Annotated in this window: 16 protein-coding genes and 2 pseudogenes; 11 read left to right on the top strand and 7 right to left on the bottom strand. The window is 64.8% G+C overall.

What is annotated here, in order from left to right; genetic code table 11:
* Positions 1–98 precede the first annotated feature (98 nt).
* From DENOEST_RS17915 to cysW, 3 genes are all read left to right on the top strand, one after another.
* Positions 99–668 carry an RBBP9/YdeN family alpha/beta hydrolase gene (locus DENOEST_RS17915; RefSeq protein WP_145770448.1) on the top strand — a complete coding sequence of 190 codons (570 nt, stop codon included), beginning with the start codon at positions 99–101 and terminating at the stop codon, positions 666–668.
* Positions 669–916: 248 nt separating this feature from the next.
* Positions 917–1,750 carry a sulfate ABC transporter permease subunit CysT gene (gene cysT / locus DENOEST_RS17910; RefSeq protein ID WP_145770449.1) on the top strand — a complete coding sequence of 278 codons (834 nt, stop codon included), beginning with the start codon at positions 917–919 and terminating at the stop codon, positions 1,748–1,750.
* Positions 1,750–2,634 carry a sulfate ABC transporter permease subunit CysW gene (gene cysW, locus DENOEST_RS17905; protein ID WP_145770450.1) on the top strand — a complete coding sequence of 295 codons (885 nt, stop codon included), beginning with the start codon at positions 1,750–1,752 and terminating at the stop codon, positions 2,632–2,634. The genes cysT and cysW overlap by 1 nt, the downstream gene beginning before the upstream one ends.
* A gap of 11 nt (positions 2,635–2,645) precedes the next feature.
* On the opposite strand, the gene DENOEST_RS17900 is transcribed toward cysW, so the two are convergent.
* Positions 2,646–2,792, bottom strand: coding sequence for a hypothetical protein (locus tag DENOEST_RS17900; protein WP_170228168.1), 147 nt, complete (start codon positions 2,790–2,792; stop codon positions 2,646–2,648).
* Between DENOEST_RS17900 and DENOEST_RS17895 the strand changes: the two are divergent.
* The 5 genes and pseudogenes from DENOEST_RS17895 to DENOEST_RS17875 all read left to right on the top strand — a co-directional run.
* Positions 2,791–3,516, top strand: a pseudogene (locus tag DENOEST_RS17895) (sulfate/molybdate ABC transporter ATP-binding protein); the annotation flags it as partial. The gene DENOEST_RS17900 and the pseudogene DENOEST_RS17895 sit on opposite strands and share 2 nt — an antisense overlap.
* Positions 3,517–3,831: 315 nt before the next feature.
* Positions 3,832–4,784: pseudogene (locus DENOEST_RS17890) on the top strand (CysB family HTH-type transcriptional regulator).
* A gap of 200 nt (positions 4,785–4,984) precedes the next feature.
* A complete protein-coding gene (locus DENOEST_RS17885; protein ID WP_145770451.1) occupies positions 4,985–6,619 on the top strand; it encodes a methyl-accepting chemotaxis protein in 1,635 nt (544 codons plus the stop codon).
* 175 nt (positions 6,620–6,794) lie between these two features.
* On the top strand, positions 6,795–7,622 hold the full coding sequence (locus tag DENOEST_RS17880) for an alpha/beta hydrolase (RefSeq protein ID WP_145770452.1): 828 nt from the start codon (positions 6,795–6,797) through the stop codon (positions 7,620–7,622).
* Entirely contained in the window at positions 7,619–7,951 is a 333-nt protein-coding gene (locus DENOEST_RS17875) for a DUF1840 domain-containing protein (protein ID WP_145770453.1), read from the top strand. The genes DENOEST_RS17880 and DENOEST_RS17875 overlap by 4 nt, the downstream gene beginning before the upstream one ends.
* Before the next feature lie 15 nt (positions 7,952–7,966).
* Here the strand turns inward: DENOEST_RS17875 and DENOEST_RS17870 are convergent, their stop codons facing one another.
* The gene (locus DENOEST_RS17870; protein WP_145770454.1) at positions 7,967–8,599 is read right to left on the bottom strand and encodes a TetR family transcriptional regulator; all 633 of its coding nucleotides are present in this window, start codon (positions 8,597–8,599) and stop codon (positions 7,967–7,969) included.
* Between the two features lie 101 nt (positions 8,600–8,700).
* On the opposite strand from DENOEST_RS17870, the gene DENOEST_RS17865 reads away from it, so the two are divergent.
* From DENOEST_RS17865 to DENOEST_RS17855, 3 genes are read left to right on the top strand one after another with little or no spacing between them, the layout of a single operon-like run.
* The gene (locus DENOEST_RS17865) at positions 8,701–9,828 is read left to right on the top strand and encodes an efflux RND transporter periplasmic adaptor subunit (RefSeq protein WP_145770455.1); all 1,128 of its coding nucleotides are present in this window, start codon (positions 8,701–8,703) and stop codon (positions 9,826–9,828) included.
* Positions 9,829–9,838: 10 nt separating this feature from the next.
* A complete protein-coding gene (locus DENOEST_RS17860; protein WP_145770456.1) occupies positions 9,839–12,967 on the top strand; it encodes an efflux RND transporter permease subunit in 3,129 nt (1,042 codons plus the stop codon).
* The gene (locus tag DENOEST_RS17855) at positions 12,964–14,379 is read left to right on the top strand and encodes an efflux transporter outer membrane subunit (protein WP_145770457.1); all 1,416 of its coding nucleotides are present in this window, start codon (positions 12,964–12,966) and stop codon (positions 14,377–14,379) included. Before DENOEST_RS17860 ends, DENOEST_RS17855 begins: the two co-directional genes overlap by 4 nt.
* A gap of 34 nt (positions 14,380–14,413) precedes the next feature.
* On the opposite strand, the gene DENOEST_RS17850 is transcribed toward DENOEST_RS17855, so the two are convergent.
* From DENOEST_RS17850 to DENOEST_RS17830, 5 genes are read right to left on the bottom strand one after another with little or no spacing between them, the layout of a single operon-like run.
* Entirely contained in the window at positions 14,414–14,920 is a 507-nt protein-coding gene (locus DENOEST_RS17850) for a nitrous oxide reductase accessory protein NosL (protein WP_232096534.1), read from the bottom strand.
* Complete coding sequence (locus DENOEST_RS17845) at positions 14,917–15,741, bottom strand: ABC transporter permease subunit (protein WP_145770458.1); 825 nt, start codon at positions 15,739–15,741, stop codon at positions 14,917–14,919. Before DENOEST_RS17845 ends, DENOEST_RS17850 begins: the two co-directional genes overlap by 4 nt.
* Positions 15,728–16,657, bottom strand: coding sequence for an ABC transporter ATP-binding protein (locus tag DENOEST_RS17840; RefSeq protein ID WP_232096533.1), 930 nt, complete (start codon positions 16,655–16,657; stop codon positions 15,728–15,730). The genes DENOEST_RS17845 and DENOEST_RS17840 overlap by 14 nt, the downstream gene beginning before the upstream one ends.
* Complete coding sequence (locus tag DENOEST_RS17835; RefSeq protein ID WP_145770460.1) at positions 16,638–17,903, bottom strand: nitrous oxide reductase family maturation protein NosD; 1,266 nt, start codon at positions 17,901–17,903, stop codon at positions 16,638–16,640. The genes DENOEST_RS17840 and DENOEST_RS17835 overlap by 20 nt, the downstream gene beginning before the upstream one ends.
* Before the next feature lie 12 nt (positions 17,904–17,915).
* Positions 17,916–20,537, bottom strand: coding sequence for a NosR/NirI family protein (locus tag DENOEST_RS17830; protein WP_145770461.1), 2,622 nt, complete (start codon positions 20,535–20,537; stop codon positions 17,916–17,918).
* Positions 20,538–20,643: the final 106 nt, after the last annotated feature.

Genomic DNA, 20,643 nt, shown 5'->3' with positions numbered 1-20,643 from the left:
CGCAAAGGCAAATTGAACGCCCCCCATCCCCATCCCCGCCCCGGGGCGGGGCTACCCATCGGCTCGCTGCGCTCGACGGTTACACTCGGCATCCGTTGATGCTTTTCACGTTAATCGTTCCCGGCCTCCATGGCAGTGGCCCCGACCACTGGCAAACCTGGTGGCAACGCCAGGACCCCACGGCAAGCCGGGTCGAGCAGGGTGACTGGGAAACGCCCGATCTGCATCAATGGGCCAGCAAGGTAGGCCAGGCCATCGATCAGAGCAGGGCGCCGGTCTGGATCGTGGCCCACAGCTTCGGCTGCCTGGCCGCCCGTGTGGCCACGGAGGCACGGCCGGAGCGCGTGGCCGGTTTGCTGCTGGTGGCGCCCGCCGACCCGGATCGTTTCGGCATCAGCGATCTGGTGCCCCGCAACCGCTTGTCCTGCCCCAGCATCCTGGTGGCCAGCAGCAACGATCCCTGGATGCGCCTGATGCGTGCCGCCTATTGGGCCAAACGCTGGAACAGCCGCCTGGTCAGTGCCGGCAACGCCGGCCATATCAATGCCGAATCGGGCTTCGGTCCCTGGCCCCAGGGCCAGGATCTGTTTCGGCAACTCGTGCATGCCCAAGGGGGACTGCCTTTCGGTGAGCTGAACGACGCATCCGCGACAGATGCCACCTGCTGAACGGGTTACCTGATTAGCCACCATGTTCAGCCAGCGTCCACGAAGTCGTCATTCCGGGGCTGCCCGCGAGGGCAGAACCCGGAATCCAGAGGCGCACGGGTGGATTTTCTGGAATGACTCGGCTGAGTTTCGTGGCTAATCAGGACGGGTTATGTGTTTATTCGAATTTGCATATCGCAAATTCTTGGTTCGTCTGTTGAAGCCCCCTGGATAGACTGGCCGCCATCCCATCACCAATACATGCCGCCATGTCTTCCGCTGTGCGTCGGGTTTTGCCCGGCTTCAGGCTTTCCCTGGGTTACACCCTGGCCTATCTTTCCCTGCTGGTATTGATCCCCCTGGCGGCCGTCTTCATCAAGTCGGCCAATCTGGGGTGGGAGCAGTTCTGGGCGGTGGTGACTACACCGCGGATGCTCGCTTCCTACAAGCTGAGTTTCGGCGCTTCCCTGATCGCCGCTGCCATCAATGCGGTGTTCGGCCTGATGCTGGCCTGGAGCCTGGTGCGCTATCGCTTTCCCGGCAAGGGGCTGGTGGACTCCCTGGTGGATCTGCCCTTCGCCCTGCCCACGGCGGTGGCCGGCATTGCCCTGACAGCCATCTACGCCCCCAAGGGCTGGATCGGGCGCCTGCTGGAGCCCTATGGCATCCAGGTGGCCTTCACCCCCCTGGGAGTGCTGGTGGCCCTGGTCTTCATCGGTCTACCCTTCGTGGTGCGTACCGTGCAGCCCATTCTCCAGGATCTGGAAACAGAACTGGAGGAGGCCGCCGCCAGTCTGGGAGCGGATCGCTGGCAGACCTTCCGCCGGGTAGTTTTCCCCGCCTTGTTGCCCGCGCTGCTGACCGGTTTCGCCCTGGCCTTCGCCCGGGCCGTGGGGGAGTACGGTTCGGTGATCTTCATTGCCGGCAACATCCCCATGGTGTCGGAGATCACGCCCCTGATGATCATCACCAAGCTGGAGCAGTATGACTATCTGGGCGCCACGGCCATCGCCGTGGTGATGCTGGTGGCCTCCTTTCTGCTGCTGTTCGCCATCAACGGTCTGCAGTTGTGGACGGCCCGCCGTACCGGGAGGAATCGCTGATGAGCGGCGCCATTGCAAGCCATTGGGGCAGCGTCGATGCCGGACGCTACGAGAACAACGCCGCCACGCGGGAGCCGGCCTGGGTGAAATGGACCCTGATCATCGTGTCCCTGAGCTTCTTCGCCTTTTTTCTGCTGCTGCCCCTGGCGGTGGTATTCACCGAAGCGTTGCGCAAAGGCTGGGACGCCTATCGGGTGGCTCTGGTGGAACCGGATGCCCTCGCGGCCGTGGCCCTGACCCTGACGGCCGCCGCCATCGCCGTGCCCCTCAACCTGGTGTTCGGCGTGGCTGCGGCCTGGCTGATTGCCAAGTTCGAATTCCGCGGCCGGCATCTGCTGGTGACCCTGATCGACCTGCCCTTCTCGGTGTCGCCGGTGATCGCCGGCCTGATCTATGTGCTGGTGTTCGGCGCCCAGGGCTGGTTCGGCCCCTGGCTCCAGGAGCACGACATCAAGATCATTTTCGCGGTGCCGGGCATCGTGCTGGCCACCGTGTTCGTTACCTTTCCCTTCGTTGCCCGGGAGCTGATTCCCCTGATGGAAGCCCAGGGCCGGGAAGAAGAGGAAGCCGCCGCGGTGCTGGGCGCACCGGGCTGGAAGACCTTCTGGCATGTGACCCTGCCCAACATCAAATGGGGCCTGATCTACGGGGTGATTCTCTGCAACGCCCGGGCCATGGGGGAGTTCGGCGCGGTTTCGGTGGTCTCGGGCCATATCCGGGGCGAAACCAACACCCTGCCGCTGCATGTGGAAATTCTCTACAACGAATACAACTTCGCCGCCGCCTTCGCCGTGGCCTCCCTGCTGGCCCTGCTGGCTCTGGTGACCCTGGCGATCAAGACCCTGGTGGAATGGCAGGGCCGCCGGGCAACCATTAAGGAATAAGGAAACTTGAGTCACTCGAACCTTGCGCGCGTCATTCCGGGGCTGGCCGACAGGCCAGAACCCGGAATCCAGAGTCGTTCCTTGCGAGCGTTCTGGATTCCGGCCTGCGCCGGAATGACGTTGCTGACGTTTATTGCTTTCAGGTAAGGAAAAATCATGAGCATTCAGGTTCACAACATACGCAAGACCTTTGGCAGTTTCACCGTGCTCGATGATGTCTCCCTGGACTTTCCCAGCGGAGAGCTGACTGCCCTGCTAGGGCCCTCGGGCTGTGGCAAGACCACCCTGTTGCGCATCATTGCCGGACTGGAACAGGCCGACAGTGGCCAGGTGCTGCTGGAGGGGGACGATGCCTCCGATACCCATGTGCGGGAACGCCAGGTGGGCTTCGTGTTCCAGCACTACGCCCTGTTCCGCCACATGACCGTGTTCGACAACGTGGCCTTCGGCCTGCGCATGAAGCCCCGCCGGCAACGCCATCCCGAGGCGGAAATCCGTTGCCGGGTCCATGAGCTGCTGAACCTGGTGCAACTGGACTGGCTGGCGGATCGTTTCCCCGCCCAGCTTTCCGGCGGCCAGCGCCAGCGCATCGCCCTGGCCCGGGCCCTGGCCGTGGAGCCCCGGGTGCTGCTGCTGGACGAACCCTTCGGCGCCCTGGACGCCAAGGTGCGCAAGGAACTGCGGCGCTGGCTGCGCCGGCTCCACGACGAGTTGCATATCACCAGCATCTTCGTTACCCACGACCAGGAAGAGGCCCTGGAGGTGGCGGACCGGGTGGTGCTGATGAATCACGGCAAGGTGGAGCAACTCGGCACACCCCGGCAACTGGTGGAAAATCCGGCAACGCCTTTCGTCGATGACTTCCTCGATCTGGAGGATCATGGGCCGGTCTGGCTGCTGCAAGCGAAAATCCGTCATCGCGGCTATGTGCTGCAAGGCGGCGAAGGCATCTGACGCGCCTGGTCGCCAGCGCCACCACCGAGGATGAAAATGCGTAAAAGCCAATTGAACGCCCCCCACCCCCATCCCCGCCCTGGGGCGGGGCTACCCATCGGCTCGCTGCGCTCGACCGTCACCCTCGGCTCCGTTGATACTTTTTCGCGTTAAATGAAACAATCCCCACACTCACTTCGTTCGTTGCCCCCCGCGGGGGCGCAGGCCTCCCTTGGGACGGCGTGGCGGGAGGACTGAAACGACATGAACTTCCAGCAACTGCGGATCATCCGCGAAACGGTACGGCGCAACTACAACCTGACCGAAGTGGCCAATGCCCTGTTCACCTCCCAGTCCGGGGTCTCCAAGCACATCAAGGATCTGGAGGACGAGCTGGGGGTGGAGTTGTTCGTGCGCCGTGGCAAGCGCCTGCTGGGCCTGACCGAGCCCGGCAAGGAGCTGGCCCAGATCGTCGAGCGCATGCTGCTCGACGCCGGGAACATCAAGCGTCTGGCCCAGCAGTTTTCCCAGCGGGAGGAGGGGCGGCTGGTGGTGGCCACCACCCATACCCAGGCCCGTTATGTGCTGCCGGCGGTGGTGGCCCGCTTCATGCGGGAATTCCCCAAGGTCCATCTGGTGCTGCACCAGGCCAATCCGGCGGAGATCGTGGCCCTGCTCAACGCCGGCGAGGCCGACCTGGGCATCGCCACCGAGGCCGTGGAGGGGGTGCCGACCCTGGCCTCCTGACCCTGGCCTCCTTTCCCTACTATTCCTGGCATCACGGCGTCATCCTGCCCAAGGGCCATCCCCTGGCCGGCACCCGGCCCACCCTGGAGGCCATCGCCGACTATCCCATCATCACCTACCACGAGGGCTACACGGGTCGCACCAACATCGACCGCACCTTCGCCGCCGCCGGCCTGGCGCCGGATATCGTGATGGCGGCCCTGGACGCGGACGTGATCAAGACCTATGTGGAACTGGGCCTCGGCCTCGGCATCATCGCCGCCATGGCCTACGATCCGGTGCGGGATTCTGGGCTGGAGCTGCTCGACAGCGACCATCTGTTCACCACCAACATCACCCGCATCGCGGTACGGCGGGACCACTATCTGCGGGGCTACGCCTACCGCTTCATCGAATACTGCTCGGGCGCCCTGACCGAAACCGTGGTGAAGAACGCGGTTGCCCCCAGCCGGGCCGGGGAGATCGAGTAGTCCCCGATCTTCCCCGATCGTCCGCCCTGGCCCCTGCCGCCCAGGGCGAGTGAGTGCTGCGAGGCGCTTTTGCCCGATTTTGTTTACCTGGGTTGTTATTGTGGATTTGATCTAGATCAATCTATACAATCGACCCGGCGGATGAAACCGCCAAAAGAATCACTAACCCGCAGTGCCTACGCAGAAAGGCCATAACAAGAATGCGCAAGAATCTGCCTGTAACCAATGTCGAAACGGTGCTGCCGGAAGGCGAGTTCATCTATTCCCGGACAGACCTCAAAGGCATCATCGTCGAGGCCAACGAAGCCTTCGCCAACATCAGCAACTACCGCCGCGAGGAGATGCTGGGGCAGCCCCACAATATCGTGCGGCATCCGGACATGCCCGAGGAAGCGTTCGCCGATCTGTGGGCCGACCTCAAGGCCGGCCGGCCCTGGCGCGGCCTGGTCAAGAACCGACGCCAGGACGGCGGCTATTACTGGGTGGTGGCCAATGCCTCGCCGGTGCGGGAGAACGGCCGGATCATCGGTTATCAGTCGGTTCGCTCCAAGCCCTCCCGGGAGGAAGTCGCCGCCGCCGAGGCCGCCTACAAACGCATAAGCCGGGGGGACCGCAGCCTGCGCATCGAACACGGACGCGCGATGAAAAGCCGGTCAGCCTGGCTGGAAGCCCTGAGTTCCTTCCGCGCCCAGGCCACGACCATGGGCCTCCTGGCGGTGCTGCCACCCATGGTTTTCCTGCTGGGCGACCTGATGGAAATGGAGGTCCTTGAGCGCATCGGCGAGGGCATGGCCCTCTTCACCGGCCTGTATGCCCTGTACTTCATTTTCCATTTCGTGCCCACTGTTCAGCGGGACCTGAAGACCGTGGCCGACAATCTGGAACGGGTCCTGACCACGGGGGATCTCAAGCGGCGCTTCGACATTTCCCGGGCCGACATCATCGGCGCCATCGGCCGCCGGGCGGACAAGTTCATCTCCTCGGTCCAGGCCACCGTGCAGGGCATGGCCGACACGGCCGGCCAGGTGGGCCGGGCCAGTCATGAGGTTTCCCAGGGCATCGCCAATGTCAGCCAATCCGCCGCCACCCAGAGTGAGGCCACGGCTTCCGCCGCCGCCGCCGTGGAAGAAATGACGGTTTCCATCGGCGAGGTGGCGGCCAATGCCAAGAACACCCAGGTGGTGGCGGTCCAGGCGGGCAACACTTCGGGAGAGGGCGTCGAGTTGTCCCGGCGGGCAACGGAAACCATTCTGGCCCTGGCGGGCACGGTGAAGGCCTCCGCTGCCCAGGTGGAAACCCTGGGTGAGCGTTCGGCGGAGATCAGTCGGATCGCCGGCGTAATCAAGGAAATCGCCGACCAGACCAATCTGCTGGCCTTGAACGCCGCCATCGAAGCGGCCCGGGCCGGTGAGCAGGGACGAGGTTTCGCCGTGGTGGCCGACGAGGTGCGCAAGCTGGCGGAGCGCACCGGCCAGGCCACCCAGGAAATCAATACCTTGATCATCACCATCCAGGACGAGACCCAGCGGGCGGTTTCCGGCATGCGCTCCGGCGCCAGCCAGGTCGAGAACGGGGTGCAACTGGTGCAGGAGGCCGAGACCGCCCTGAGTGAAATCAACACCGAGATGAACCAGACGGTGCAGATGGTGAACGAGATCACCCATGCCTCCGCCGAACAGCAGCAGGCCATGATTCTGCTGGCCCAGAACGTGGAGCAGGTGGCGGGCATGACCGAGCAGAACGTGGCCGTGGTGCAGCAGACCGAGGTCATGGTGAATTATCTGGATCAGGTGGTGGACCGGATGCGCAAGTCGGTGGATCAGTACATCGTTTAAGTCTCGGTCCTGGAGCGAAGCCCGGCCCTCTCGTCATTCCGGCGCAAGCCGGAATCCAGATTTTGGTGCGCAAACTGGGTCCCGGCCTGCGCCGGGACGACGGTTTGAGGGGGAGTGCCCTCCGCGACTGTCTCGCTCTAGAATCCCCGGCTATCCCACAGCCTCCCGACCCGCCTTGACTCCACCGAACACCGAGCTTGAAGTCCTGAGCCACCTGCCAGAGACTGCCGTTACCTCCACGCCCCTACTGTTCGTTCATGGCGCCTTTGCCGGTGCCTGGTGCTGGGAGGAGCAGTTTCTGCCTTATTTCGCCGGGGCGGGCCACGCCGCCCACGCCCTTTCCCTGTCCGGCCACGGACGCAGCCGGGGGCGGGAAAGACTGGATCATCTGTCCATCGCCGACTATGTGGCGGACCTGCGCGAAGTGGTGCTGCGTCTGCCCGCGCCGCCCTTGCTGATCGGTCATTCCATGGGCGGTTACGTGGTGCAGAAATATCTGGAGCAGTTTGACGCGCCGGGCGCAGCCCTGCTGTGCACGGTGCCGCCCCAGGGCCTGATGTCGGCCACCCTGGGCATGCTGTTCTCCCGCCCGACCCTGCTGGTGGAGATCAACAATCTGTTGGGCGGCGGCCAGACCTCCCTCGACACCCTGAAGGACGCCCTCTTCGCGCAACCCGTGGATGCCGATCAGTTGCAGCGCTTCTATCGCCTGTGCCAGACCGAGTCCCAGCGGGCCATCTGGGACATGAGTCTGTTCGATCTGCCCCGCACCGCAAAGATACTGGGCCACCTGCCCCGGGATGCGGCGGGTCGGCCCCGGCTGCTGGTGCTGGGGGCCGAGCTGGACCACCTGATGGCGCCGTCCACCGCCCACATGACCGCCCGCAGCTATGGGGTGGAGGCCGAAATCCTGCCGGGCATCGGTCATGGCATGATGCTGGAACGGGACTGGCGCCGGGGGGCGGACCGATTGTTGAACTGGATACAGGAGCAGACATCATGATCGTCACCTTCAAATCCGCTGCCGCCGGCGACGTGATCATGTTCGGCGATGTGGCCCGGCAGATGATGGAAGCCATGGGCAAGGAACCCGGTGAAAAGGGCATCGTCACCGTGGAGCAGTTGCCCGAGGCGATTGCCCGTTTGCGGGCCGCCATTGCCGCCGACAAGGCGCGCTGGCAGGGCGTGGCGGAAGAGGAGCGGCCGGCCGAGGAAAAGACTCCCAATGGCAGCCAGCGACCCTTCGTCAGTCTTAGTCAGCGGGGCGCGCCCCTGCTGGAGTTGCTGGAGTGGGCGGAGAAGGGGAAGAAACCCGTGGTCTGGGGCGTCTGACGACCGGGCAGGAATTCAGCGGGCCGTCGCCGGGTTGCGGCGCAAGGCGACGTGATTGGCAACGAGTTCGCCGGTGCATTCCAGCCAACCCTCGCGACAGGGACTCTCGACGATGTGGTGGATCAGCCCGCCCATGAAGATCCAGGTATCCCGCGCCGCCCGTTCCGGTGCCAGGCCGGCGCGCAGGGTGCCCTGGGCCGCGGCTCGTCGATAGACCGCGTTCACCTTGTCGAGAAAGTCGTAGGCCGGCTTCTTGAGTTCCTCCTGCACCCGGGCGAACTCATCCACGTATTCGCAGCGCAGGAAGATGATTTCGAATACCTGACGTACGTCCTGACGCTCCTCCAGTATCCGGAAGAACTCCTTCATCGCCGCTTCCATGGCATCCAGGGGATCGGCAATGGTTTCCGACAAGAGCAGGGCTTCGGTGCGGGCGAACAGGTCCAGGGACATGCGCTCCCGCATGGCGAAGAACAGTTCTGTCTTGTTGGCGAAATGCCAGTACACCGCACCCCGGGTCACGCCGGCCGCCTGGGCTACCTTTTCCAGGCTGCTGCGACTCACGCCCCGATCGTGGAATACCCGCTGGGCCGCGTCGATGATCCGGTCGCGGGTATGTTCCGCTTCCTCCTTGGTCTTGCGTGCCATTCCTTCTCCATAAACCAGGCAACCAGCCGTTACATTTCGCCATTTTACATACAAACACGGATGTATATAATGTGCTGAAAATCCGATCGGAAGAATCCGCCATGTTCGCCCCCAACATTCGCCAGCCTGTCGCCGGCCTGTCCGCCCTGTTGTTTTGTCTGCTCGTCAGCGCCTGCTCCCGTCCCGAGCCCAAGTCACCTCAGGGGCCCATGCAGGCCCTGCCGGTGACGGTGCTGGCGGTCCAGTCCACCCGCGTGCCCGTTACGCTCGAAGTGACCGGCCAGACCGAAGGCTCCCGGGAAGTGGAGGTGCGAGCCCGGGTCGGCGGCCTGTTGGTCAAGCACCTGTATCAGGAAGGCTCAGCAGTACGGGTTGGTCAGCCCCTGTTCCAGATCGACCGTGCCCCCTATGAGATCGCCCTGGCCGAGGCCAAGGCCAAGTCCGAGCAGGCAACCCGGGAAGCCAACCGGCTCAAGGGTCTGCTCGAGCAACAGGCCGTCAGTCGCAAGGAATACGAGGATGCGACTTCGAATCAGGCCATCGCCCAGGCCGCCCTGCGCCAGGCCGAACTGAACCTGTCCTACACCACGGTGACGGCCCCGGAAGCCGGCATCGCCGGGCGGGCGGTGAAGTCCGAAGGCAACCTGATCGGCACCGGCAACGATAGCCTGCTGACCTCCTTGCACCAGATCAATCCCCTCTGGGTGCGCTTCGGCCTGTCCGACAGCGACATCGCCCGCATCCCCGGTGGCCGGCTGATCGCCAAGTCTGTCGCCAGCGTGGAACTGGTGCTGCCTGATGGCAGCGTCCATCCCCACAAGGGGCGCATCAACTTCCTCTCGGCCCAGATGGACCCGGTGCTGGGTACCCGACAGATGCGGGCCGAGTTCGACAATCCGGATGGCCTTCTGCTCCCCGGGCAGTTCGTGCGGGTAAGGCTCGCCACGGGAACCCGGGATGGCGTGTTCCTGGTGCCCCAGGCCGCCGTGGTCCAGGCCGCCCAGGGCACCCTGGTCATGGTGGCCAATGCCGAGAACAAGGTGGAGCCCCGCCCCGTTCAGACGGGCGACTGGCATGGTCGGGATTGGGTGATCCTGGGGGGACTCAAGGCGGGCGACCAGGTGATCGTGGACAACATCCTCAAGCTGCGTCCCAATGCGCCGGTAAAGCCCCATCCACCGGAAGCGCCCGGCAACGCCACCCCGACTTCCCCTGCCCCGCAGAAATAGGGCCAGCGCCATGTCCAGCTTCTTCATCCGGCGGCCCATTTTCTCCGCGGTCATTTCCATCGTCATCGTCATCGCCGGCCTGGTCGCCTCCCGAGGCCTGCCCATCGCCCAGTATCCGGAAATCGCGCCCCCCTCGATATTCATCAGCGCCAGCTACCCGGGCGCCTCGGCGGACACCGTGTCCAAGACCGTGGCGGCGCCCATTGAGGACCAGCTGAACGGAATACCAGGCCTGCTCTACTACAGCTCCTCCTCGGCTTCCAGCGGCACTCTCAACATCAATGCCACCTTCGAAGCGGGCACCGATGCGGAGATCGCCGCGGTCAACGTCAACAACCGGGTCAAGCTCGCCGAGCCCCACTTGCCGGAGGAAGTGCGACGCAACGGGGTGGTGGTGCAGAAGCGCTCCCCTGACATCCTGATGATCAACATCTTCTTCTCCGAGGACAAACGCTACGATTCCCTGTTCCTCTCCAACTACATTTCTTTGAATGTGCTGGAGGAGGTCAAGCGTCTCCATGGCGTGGGCGATGCCGTGATCCTGGGTGCCAAGGACTACTCGATGCGGGTCTGGCTGCGCCCCGATCGCATGGCCCAACTGGGCGTCACCACCAGCGACATCGCGACTGCCATCAGGACCCAGAACAGCCAGAATGCCGCCGGCAAGATCGGCCAGGAGCCTGTCTCCAAGGATCAGATGCTGGTTTACACGGTCACGGCCCGGGGCCGGCTGTCCAGCCCCGAGGAGTTCGGCAACATCGTGATCCGGGCCGACGGACCCGGGGGCATGTTGCGTTTGCGGGATGTGGCCCGGGTGGAGCTGGGTTCCGCCAGTTACGTCTACGACGTCGCCTTCCACGGCAAGCCGGTGGTGGGCATGGCGGTATATCTGCAATCCGGCGCCAATGCCCTGGAAGTGGCCAAGGCCGTGCGCGGCAAGCTTCGGGAGCTGTCCCGGCAATTCCCGGAAGGGGTGGATTACGATATTCCATCGGACTCAACCCTGTTCATCAGCGAATCCATCCACGAAGTGGTGTTGACCCTCCTGGAGTCAGCCTTGCTGGTGGTGGGCGTGGTGTTCCTGTTCCTGCAAAACTGGCGCGCCACACTGATCCCGATGGTGGCGGTGCCGGTGTCCCTGATCGGCACTTTCGCCGGCCTCTGGTTGTTCGGTTTTTCCATCAACACCCTGACATTGTTTGCCATGGTGCTGGCCATCGGCATCGTGGTGGACGATGCCATCGTGGTGCTGGAAAACGTCGAGCGCCTGATGTCGGAAGAAAAACTCAGCCCCTATGCGGCGGCGGTGGAATCCATGCGGGAGGTTTCTGGTGCGGTGGTGGCCATCGTACTGGTGCTTTGCGCCGTGTTCATCCCGGTGGCCTTCCTCGGCGGCATTTCCGGCAAGCTCTACCAGCAGTTCGCGGTGACGGTGGCGGTGTCCGTGGTCATTTCCGGGATCGTTGCCCTGACCCTGACGCCGGCCCTGTGCGCCCTGCTGCTGAAGCCCATCCATGAGGAGGCGCCCCTGTTCCGGCCCTTCAACCGGGCTTTCAACCGCTTCACTAATTTCTACACCACCACCGTGGGCCGCATCCTCGCCCATGGCCGACTGGCCCTGCTGCTGTTTGTCGGTGTGCTGGTTGTTGTGGCGGCCTTGCTGAAGATCGTCCCGGGAGGGTTCGTGCCGTCTGAGGACATGGGCCGGCTGGTTGCTGCCATCAGGCTGCCGGATGGGGCCTCCCTCCAGCGTACCGCCGAGGCCGGAGAACGCTTGCGCAACATGGTCGCCGCCAATCCGGGCGTCGAATACACCGGCGTCATCCGTGGCGTCGACCTGATCGGCGGTGCCAACCAGTCGAACAATGCCACCATGATCATCGAGCTCAAGCCCTGGTCCCAGCGCAGCCAGAGCGCCCAGGAGCTGACGGGGCTGTTCATGGGTTATGGCATGACGCTGCCCGATGGCATTGGTCTCACCTTCAATCCTCCCCCCATCATGGGGTTGGGCAGCGCAGGGGGCTTCGAGGCCTATCTGCAGAACCGGGCCGACGCTGATCCGGCGAAGCTGTCCGAGGTGTTGGAGCAGTTTGTTCAGGCCCTGCGGGCCCGGCCCGAACTGGCCCAGATCAATACCTTCTTCCGCGCCAACGTGCCCCAGCTCCATGTGGAAGTGGATGAAGCCAAGGCCCTGGCCATGGGGATCCCCGTCCCCGCCATTTACGAGACCCTGCAAAGCACCATGGGGGAACTCTACGTCAATGACTTCAACCGGGTCGGCAAGGTTTACAAGGTGCAGTTGCAGGCCGAGAGCCATTACCGCAGCCGCCCCGAGGATCTGACCAAGGTCTATGTGCGCAGCGCCACGACCCAGACCATGATTCCCCTGGGCGCGGTGATCAAGGTCCGCCGCATTGTCGGTCCCGAGCAGTTGGAACGCTACAACGGCTTCCTGGCGGCCAAGATCATGGGCGGCGCAGCGCCCGGTCTCAGTTCCGGTACGGCCATCAGCGTCGTCGAGGAAGTGGCCCGGGAGACCCTGCCCGAGGGCTATACCCTGGCCTGGACCGGCCAGGCCCTGCAGGAAAAGTATTCCGGCGGTTCTTCAGTGCAGGCCTTCGTCTTCGCCATCGTCATGGTGTTCCTGATCCTGGCGGCCCAGTACGAGAAATGGTCCCTGCCCCTGGCGGTGATCATGGCCGTGCCCTTCGCCCTGGTCGGGGCGCTCCTGGCCATCCTGATGCGGGGCATGGCCAATGACATCTACTTCCAGATCGGCCTGGTGGTGCTGATCGGACTGGCGGCCAAGAACGCCATCCTGATCGTCGAATTCGCCGCCCAGAAACGGGCCGAGGGCATGGATACCGTGGCGGCGGCCCTGGAGGCCGCCCGCCTGCGCTTCCGCCCCATCATCATGACCTCCCTGGCCTTCATCCTGGGGGTGCTGCCCCTGGCCATTTCCAGCGGCGCCGGCGCGGCGGCACGGCGTTCCATGGGCACCGGGGTCGTTGGCGGCATGTTGGTGGCCACCTTCGTCGCCATCCTGTTCGTGCCCCTGTTCTTCAAGTGGCTGGAACGGGGCAAACAGGTGATTCCCGCCGGCCATGCTCACGCCACCGACTCAGGGGACGAAGCATGAACCTGAATGGAATCCTCATCGCCGCTGCTGGCGCAGCTCTCCTGGGGGGCTGCGCCATCGGCCCCGATTACCAGCGTCCTGCCAGTGCCTCCACCCTGCCGATCCGCTACGACCAAACGTCGAACCAGACCGCCGTTCCGGTGGCATCCCAGTGGTGGAAACTGTTCGGCGACCCCGTGCTGGACCGGCTGGTGGAACAGGCCCTGGGCGGCAACGCCGATCTGCTGGCTGCCGTGGCGCGCATGGAGGAAGCCGACGCAGCGATGCGCGAAACCGGTGCCGCCCTGATTCCGGAAGTGAAGCTGGAGGCCGGCGCCAGCCGCACCCGTGCCAGCACCGCCACTGCCACTCCGATGCCACCGGGCACGCCGGTGCTGCGGGACAATCGCAAGGCTGCCCTCACCACGACCTTCGAGCTGGATGTCTGGGGCCGCCTGCGCCGGGCTGATGAAGCCTCCCGGGCCCAGGCCCTGGCCGGACGCTACGCCCGGGACACGGTGCGGCTTTCCATTGCCGCCCAGGTTAGCACCCGCTATCTGAGCCTGCGGGCCCTGGATGTCCAGGTGGTGGCCGCCGCCGACAGCGAGGCCAGCCAGTCTGCCTCCCGCAAAATCATGCAAAGCCGGCTGGAAGCCGGCGCGGTTTCACCCCTGGAGCTATACCAGGCCGAGAACGCCCTGGCAGCGGCCCAGGCCCAGAGCGCCAGCCTGCGCCGGCAGCGGGCGCAGGTCGAGCATCAGCTGGGCCTGTTGGTCGGACAGCCCGAGCTGGCCCTGGCCCCCGGCGATCTGGAGCAACTGCCCCTGCCCCCGCTGCCGCCCCCCGGACTGCCCTCCAGCCTGCTGGAGGCACGGCCCGATGTGCGCCAGGCCGAGGAGGCCCTGATCGCCGCCAATGCCCAGATCGGCGTGGTGAAGGCCGCCCTGTTCCCCACCCTGTCCCTCACCGGCAGCCTGGGCAGCGAAAGCAAGGCCTTGAACAGCCTGTTCTCCACCGCCTCGGGCACCGGCTCCCTGGCCCTGGGCCTGACCATGCCCTTGCTGGATTCGGGCCGCCATTCGGCTCAGGTGGACCAGGCCACGGCCCGTCAGCGCCAGGCCACCGCGGACTACCAGAAAGCCGTCCATAGCGCCTTCAAGGAGGTGCGGGACGCCCTGGTGGAGGTCCGGGAAGATGCCGAGGCGGAACAGGCCCAGTCCGCCCGGCTGAGTTCCGCCCGCAAGGCGCTACAGTTGATGCGTGTTCGTCATGAGGCGGGGTATTCCGCCTACGCCCAGGTCCTGGAAGCGCAAAGGGCCGAGGACGAAGCCCGCCAGGCCCACGCCGGCACCCGCCAGGCCCGGCTGACCGCGGCGGTGAATCTGTTCAAGGCCCTGGGGGGCGGCTGGCAGGAAAACCCGCCGCCACGCTGAACAGCGCCGAAGCGCCAGCCTGACAAGACAGCGCTCACATCCCCTTGTCGTGCAAGGCACCGCCGTCCAGGTGCACCATGTCCGGCGTCACTTGGGCAAAGCGCAGCACGGTGCCGCCCTGCTTGGCGACAAAGGCCTTCGCCGCCGCCTCGCTGGCGAAGCTGACCAGGGTAGGCCCCATGGCACCGCGCAAGCTGCTGTCCTTGACGTAAAAAGCCTGGCGGGCCTCGACCCAGTGGCCCCGGGGTTTTTCCCAATCCGTTGTCCCCATGTCCTGCACATAGGCCGCCTTCACCTTGCGTGCCTGTTCGGGCTGGAGCAGGGCCGCCAGCACCTCCACGGTGTCGCAGAAAAATTCGGGGGACGCCCCTTCATAGTGGATCTGGCCCTTGGGGCCGGGGAACTCGGCCAGCACCATGCCGTCCAGGGCGCAGGCGGTGTCCTGGCTGAAATCCAGGGCCTGGGTGCCGCCCCCGCCCTGGGGGCTACAGCCCGCCAGCAAGGCGAAGATCAGGAACAGCGAATAGCGATTGGGTATCACGGACGGAACCTCCAGTAGGCGATGGACAGGGGCGCCGCGATCCACAGTCCCATCAGGCCGCCCAGCAGCCAGGGGTTGGCCAGGGCGCCGGGAAAGACGGTGGACAGGCCGTAGAGGGTGCGCACCTCCTCCATGCTGAACACATTGAGCACCCGATAGATGTCGGCGGGATTGAGCAGCAGCAGATAGGGAAAGATTTCTCCGCCGTACTGGCCGCCGCTGGCCACCAGACCCCCCAGCAGCAGCAGATCGAAGATCAGGACAAAAAAGAACCACAGGGCGATGGCCAGGCCCGAGGCCCGGGTGCGGTCGACGGCGAAGACCGAGAGCATCACCGCCAGGCTGAGAAAGGCCAGGCCCAGCAACAGGGAACTCAACATGAAGCCGGCGTAATGGAACAGGCCGGCAAGGTCCAGATGATAGGAGATCAACAGGCCCGCCAGGCCGAAGCCCGCCAGGGTGGAAAGGGCCAGGGCGCCGGCCAGGCCCAGGTACTTGCCCAAGAGCAGTTCCAGGCGGGTGATGGGCATGGACAGCAAGAGGTCCAGGGAGCCTCGCTCCCGTTCGCCGACAATGGCGTCGAAGCCCAGCAGCAGGGCGATCAGGGGAATCAGATAGATCACCAGACTGACCAGGGAGGCGATGGTCAGCTCGATGGAGCGAAAGCCCGCCGCCCCCTGCTGGGCCGCGCCGAAATAGGCGATCACCAGGGCGAACACGGCGAACACCAGGGCCACCGCCAGCACCCAGCGGTTGCGCAGCCGGTCGCGGAATTCCTTGCCCGCCAGGGTGGCGATCAGCCGAAGTTCAAGATGCTTCATGGCGACCCTCCGCGTAGCCGAAGAACACATCCTCCAGGGTGGGCTCATGGACATGGAGGTCCAGTACCCGCCCGTCCAGGGTGGCCAGGGCCTCCACTGCCTTCATTTTCATTTCCCGTTCGCAACTGAAGCGCACCACGCCGTCCTCTCCCGCCGCCACTGCCAGGGGCAGGGTGGCCAGGGCCAGCCGGGCCAGCTCGATCTGATCCGGCGCCATGCGCACCTCGAAACTCAGGGGCAGGTTCACCGATTCCCGCAGGGCCTGCACCGTGCCGTCGGCCTGGATGCGGCCGTTCTTCATGATCGCCAATCTATCCACCCGTTCCTGGATCTCCGCCAGGATGTGGGAGGTCAGGATGATGGTGGTGCCCCCGGCACTGAGTTCCCGCAACTGGCGATAGAAGCCGCGGATCGCCTCCGGGTCCAGGCCGTTGGTGGGCTCGTCCAGGAACAGCAGGGCCGGAGAGCCGAGCAGGGCCTGGGCGAAACCCAGGCGCTGGCGCATGCCCTTGGAGTATTCCCGGACCCGGCGTCGGCCGGCTTCCCCCAAGCCCACTTGTTCCAGCAGCGTGGCGCATTGGGCCTGGGGCGCATCCTTGAGGCGGGCGTAGAAGGCCAGGGTCTCCAGGCCGGTGAGATTGTCGTAGAGGGCCAGATTCTCCGGCAGGTAGCCGATCTTGCGCCGCACCTGGCGGAAGCCGGCGCCCTCCACCGCCTCGCCGTCGATGCGGATGTGGCCGCTGCTGGGCGCCAGCAGCCCCAGCATCATCTTGAACAGGGTGCTCTTGCCGGCGCCGTTGTGGCCGATCAGGCCGAACAACTGGCCCCGGGGAATGTCCAGGTCCACGGCCTCCACGGCCCGCACCGGGCCGTACTGTTTGCCGATGCCCCGGACTTCAACGATATTGTTTGCCAAGCCACTGCCTCCAGTCATTGCGGGCCGGTTTCATCCGTGGGTGAGTATCCACCACACTGGGCGCCCGCAGCAGGGGAAACTGCCGGGCGATCAGGCGCAGGGTTTGCAAGGCCGGGCTGGCCATCAGCAGCCGCGCCAGGGGATGGCGCCAGGTCAGGCGATCCACCAGGTCGCTGGCCTCGTAGGGCACATCGCCGATGCCGTCGCCGTCCCGGTCCCAGCCCAGGTAGTTGCTCCAGTAGTTGCCGCTTTTGGTGCCCCAGGGTTCGTCCCGGCTGGCCACGTAGCGCACCTGCTCCTGGTTCTGGATCAGGTCGTTGCCCTCCACCTGGTTGCGGGTGGACCCGGCGGCCAGATGCACGCCGACCCGGTTGTCCACGATCAGGTTGCCGGTCAGGGTGATGTATTCCGCGTCATAGATGAACAGGCCCCGGCCGTTGCCGGCGACGATGTTGTTCTCCACCACGGAGTCCTGGATGGTGCGCAACATGATGCCGTGATCCGAATTGCCCCAGGCCCGGTTGTTGCGCACCACCTGGTTGCGCACTTCCATCAGGGCCAGGCCGCCCCGGTTGTGAAAGCTCTCGTTGTCCTCCCAGACGTTGTAGTAGGAGTTCATGTAGTGGGTGCCGTAACGGGAGTGATGCATGCGGTTGCCGCGAAATTGGGCATGGTGGCTCACATCCACGTAGATCGCGTCGCGCACGTAGCTGATGTGGTTGTTCTCGATGCGGGCGCCCCGGGTGTTGTAGAGCTGGATGCCGTTGCCCCGCTGGGAAGAGGAGAAGTCGCGCTTGCCGGTGATCAGGTTGCCCCGCACCTCCACGTCGTCGGACTTCTCGATCCACAGGCCGAACAGGGTGTAGGAAAAAACGCAGTCCAAAATGCGGGCCCGGTGGGAACCCGGGTACACATAAATGCCGGCGTTCTGCTGCTCCAGGCTGCCCCCCGAGTCGGCGATGATGAAGCCCTGCACGGTCACGTCCGGCGCGGTGATGCGAAGGGTGTCCCCCTCCAGGCCGCCGGCCAGGGTGGGGCGGCCGATGCCGGTGAGGGTGAGGGGCTTGTCGATGCGCAGGCGCTCCTCATAGCGTCCAGCGGCCACCTCCACCGTGTCTCCTGCCGCTGCCTTCGCCACTGCGGCGGCGATGGATAGGCCCGGGCTCACCCGCCAGGTGGTGGCGCTCGCCGGGGTTGCCTGGAGCAGGGCCCAGGCCAGCAGGAAAACAAGCGAAGAACTGCGCACAAGGTCTTCCGTTCAGAACAGGCCCAGGGGCTTGAGCAGGATGAACAGCGCCGCCCCGATCAACAGGTTCTTGAAGCCCACGTAGCACACCATGTCCATGGTGTCGGCCTTGCGGTAGCGGCGGCCCAGCCAGGGACCTTCCTTGACGTAGGGCTTGGACCCCAGGCGCACCACCACCTCGAACAGGCTCCAGCCGAACCACCAGCCCAGCACCACCCCTTCCGACAACTGCCCCATGGCCGCCAGTATCCACATCACCGTGACAGTGACCGCCAGGGCCAGGCCCAGGCCCTGGACCGCCCGCTGGCGCTGGAAACCGTGGTGGCTCCAGGGCCACAGATGGTCCCAGGTTTCGGCGGCGATCAGGCCGATCAGGTCGCCCTCATGGTCCGCATAGGGCGGCAGGGCGGGATCGGTCAGCATGGTCGGGTCGGCCTTGGAACGGGCCGCCACCGCTGATTTGTGCGCAGGGGCACCCGCGGGCAAGGGCTTGATGGGAATGTAGTAGCCGTCGGAGCCGATGGGCGTGAGGGACTGGCCCGCCTTGCCGCGCTGCTTGCGCTCCTGGACCAGGGGCGGGCAGGCGTGGTCGTCGTAGTACATCACCATGCAGTCCAGGCAGAGCAGGCATTCCCGCTGGTCGATGCGTCCCGCCGCGTCAATGGCCAGGGAGCCGCAGCCCACCGCGCAGGCGGCGCAGGGACCGCATTCCTGCTTGCGCTTGAGACCGAACCAGCGGAAGGTGGAAGGCAGGGCCAGGGCCGCTCCCAGGGGGCAAAGGTATTTGCAGAAGGGCCGCTCGATGAACAGGGAGATGCCCAGCAAGGAACCGGCGAACAGGGTGTAGGGCCAGGCCCGGTTGAAGAGGCCCACCAGGAAGGTGGTCTTGAAGGGCTCCACCTCCGCCAGCATTTCCGCCAGACCCATGGAGAAGAAGGAGATGCCCAGCAGACCGTAGAAGATTCCGTACTTGAGCCACTTCAACCGGTCGTGCCAGACCTGGGGCAGCTTGAACTGGAAGCGCTTCAGGCCCAACCGGCCCGCCAGCTTGTAGAGCATCTCGGTGAGGGAGCCGAAGGGGCAGAGCCAGCCGCAGAACAGGCCCCGGCCCCAGAAGAAAATGCTGAGGATGATGAACCACCAGAACACGAAGATCAGCGGATCGGAGAGGAACAGCTCCCACTTCCACTGGTAGAGCATGGCATGGAACCAGGTCAGCACCTGGGTCACCGAGGGCTGGGCCATGGCATGGAAGCCGACGAAGACGATGCTGGCGGTCCAGATGAAATACTTGGGCAGGGAGACCCAGCGCTTGTCCTTGCGCGTGGAACGGCGCACCAGCCGGTCCCGCTGGCCATAGACCAGGGCTGCGAAGGCCAGCAGGGCGATGAAGCCGATGATCTCCGGCAGGCGCCCCTTCCAGACCTTGAGCCAGGTGGGATCGGTGCGCTCGACCAGAGGGCGGCCTCCCTCCAGATACTTGGCCGGCAGCCAGTATTCCCGGTGGAAGCTGGTGAATTGGCGGGCGCCGCTCTCGGGATCCACCTTGTTGGCCAACAGCACCAGTTGCCAGGGATAGGCCGCCGAGAAATTGCCGGAGCGGATGATGAAGATCGCCGACTCCCGATAATCGGGCACCCCGCTGGCCGCCACGCTGTAGAGGTTGAGGTAGTCCAGGTCACGGAAGGTATGGGTCTCCATGCCCTGGCGCACTTGCACCCGGTCGTAGATGCCGCCGCGCACGAAGCCGGAACCCTTGAAGGAGTCGCTGCCCCGGGCGATGATGAAGATCGCGTGTTCGTCGGGCTTGAGCCGGGACATCAGCGATGCGTAGCCCTCCTCGCCCAGAAGGCTTTTCCCTACCGCCGGCTGGTTGAGATAGCCGAACCACATGTCCAGATAAGCCTGGCCCCGGCCTTCCTTGCCCACATCCTCGGGCTTGATGCCGAGGAACTGGATGCTGCCTTCATCCATCAGTTCCTGCCAGCTCCTGGGGGCCTCGGCAGCGGTGAACTTCGCCGCCGGCAGCAGCACCGGCTTCATGATGCCCACCTGCTTCGCCACTTCCGCGCCACAGCGCAGCATCACCTGATTCTGGGCAATCACCGTGACGGTGGCGCCGGTGATGGCATCCAGCCCGATGGCCTCATCGTCCTGCCCGGACTTGCCGATTTCCAGCTTGTCGCCGACGAAGCGGCCCACGTACTGGCGGGTGAATTTGACCAGCTCCGATTCGGGGATGCCCAGCAACAGGATGGGCTCCGAATGCTTGAGGATCTTCGAGCCGGTGAAGCGGCCTTCGGCATCCATGCCGATCAGGGTCACCACCGGCTTGCCGGAGTAGGCCGGGATATCCACGATATCGGTGGACAGGAAGACATAGCCCATGAGCTGGCGCTTGCCCGCCACACGGCTGTAGGCCTCCACATAGGGAGGCCGGCCCTTGCGTTCCGAGAATTCCACGGCGCCGGGCATCACCTCGCCGCAGGGAACGAAATCGCAGAGCCGGGGCGAGCTGTTCAACTCCGCGGGCAACTGGGCCTCGTAGGATGTGGCCAGGGCGCCACCTGTCCAGCAAAGGAAAAGCACCCAGCACAGGCACCGCAGGAAAAGGCTATTCAAGTTGCTGCTCATGTTGCTTATCGACCGGACAGTTTGACAGGCTTGTCTCGCCCAAGGGAAATGCTGATTAATTCAATTTCGTCATTCCGGCGAAAGCCGGAATCCAGGAACATCAACG

This window comes from Denitratisoma oestradiolicum, assembly GCF_902813185.1.
GTDB lineage: Bacteria > Pseudomonadota > Gammaproteobacteria > Burkholderiales > Rhodocyclaceae > Denitratisoma > Denitratisoma oestradiolicum.
Note: the sequence above shows the minus strand (reverse complement) of the source record. Positions and strands in the feature narration are given on the sequence as shown.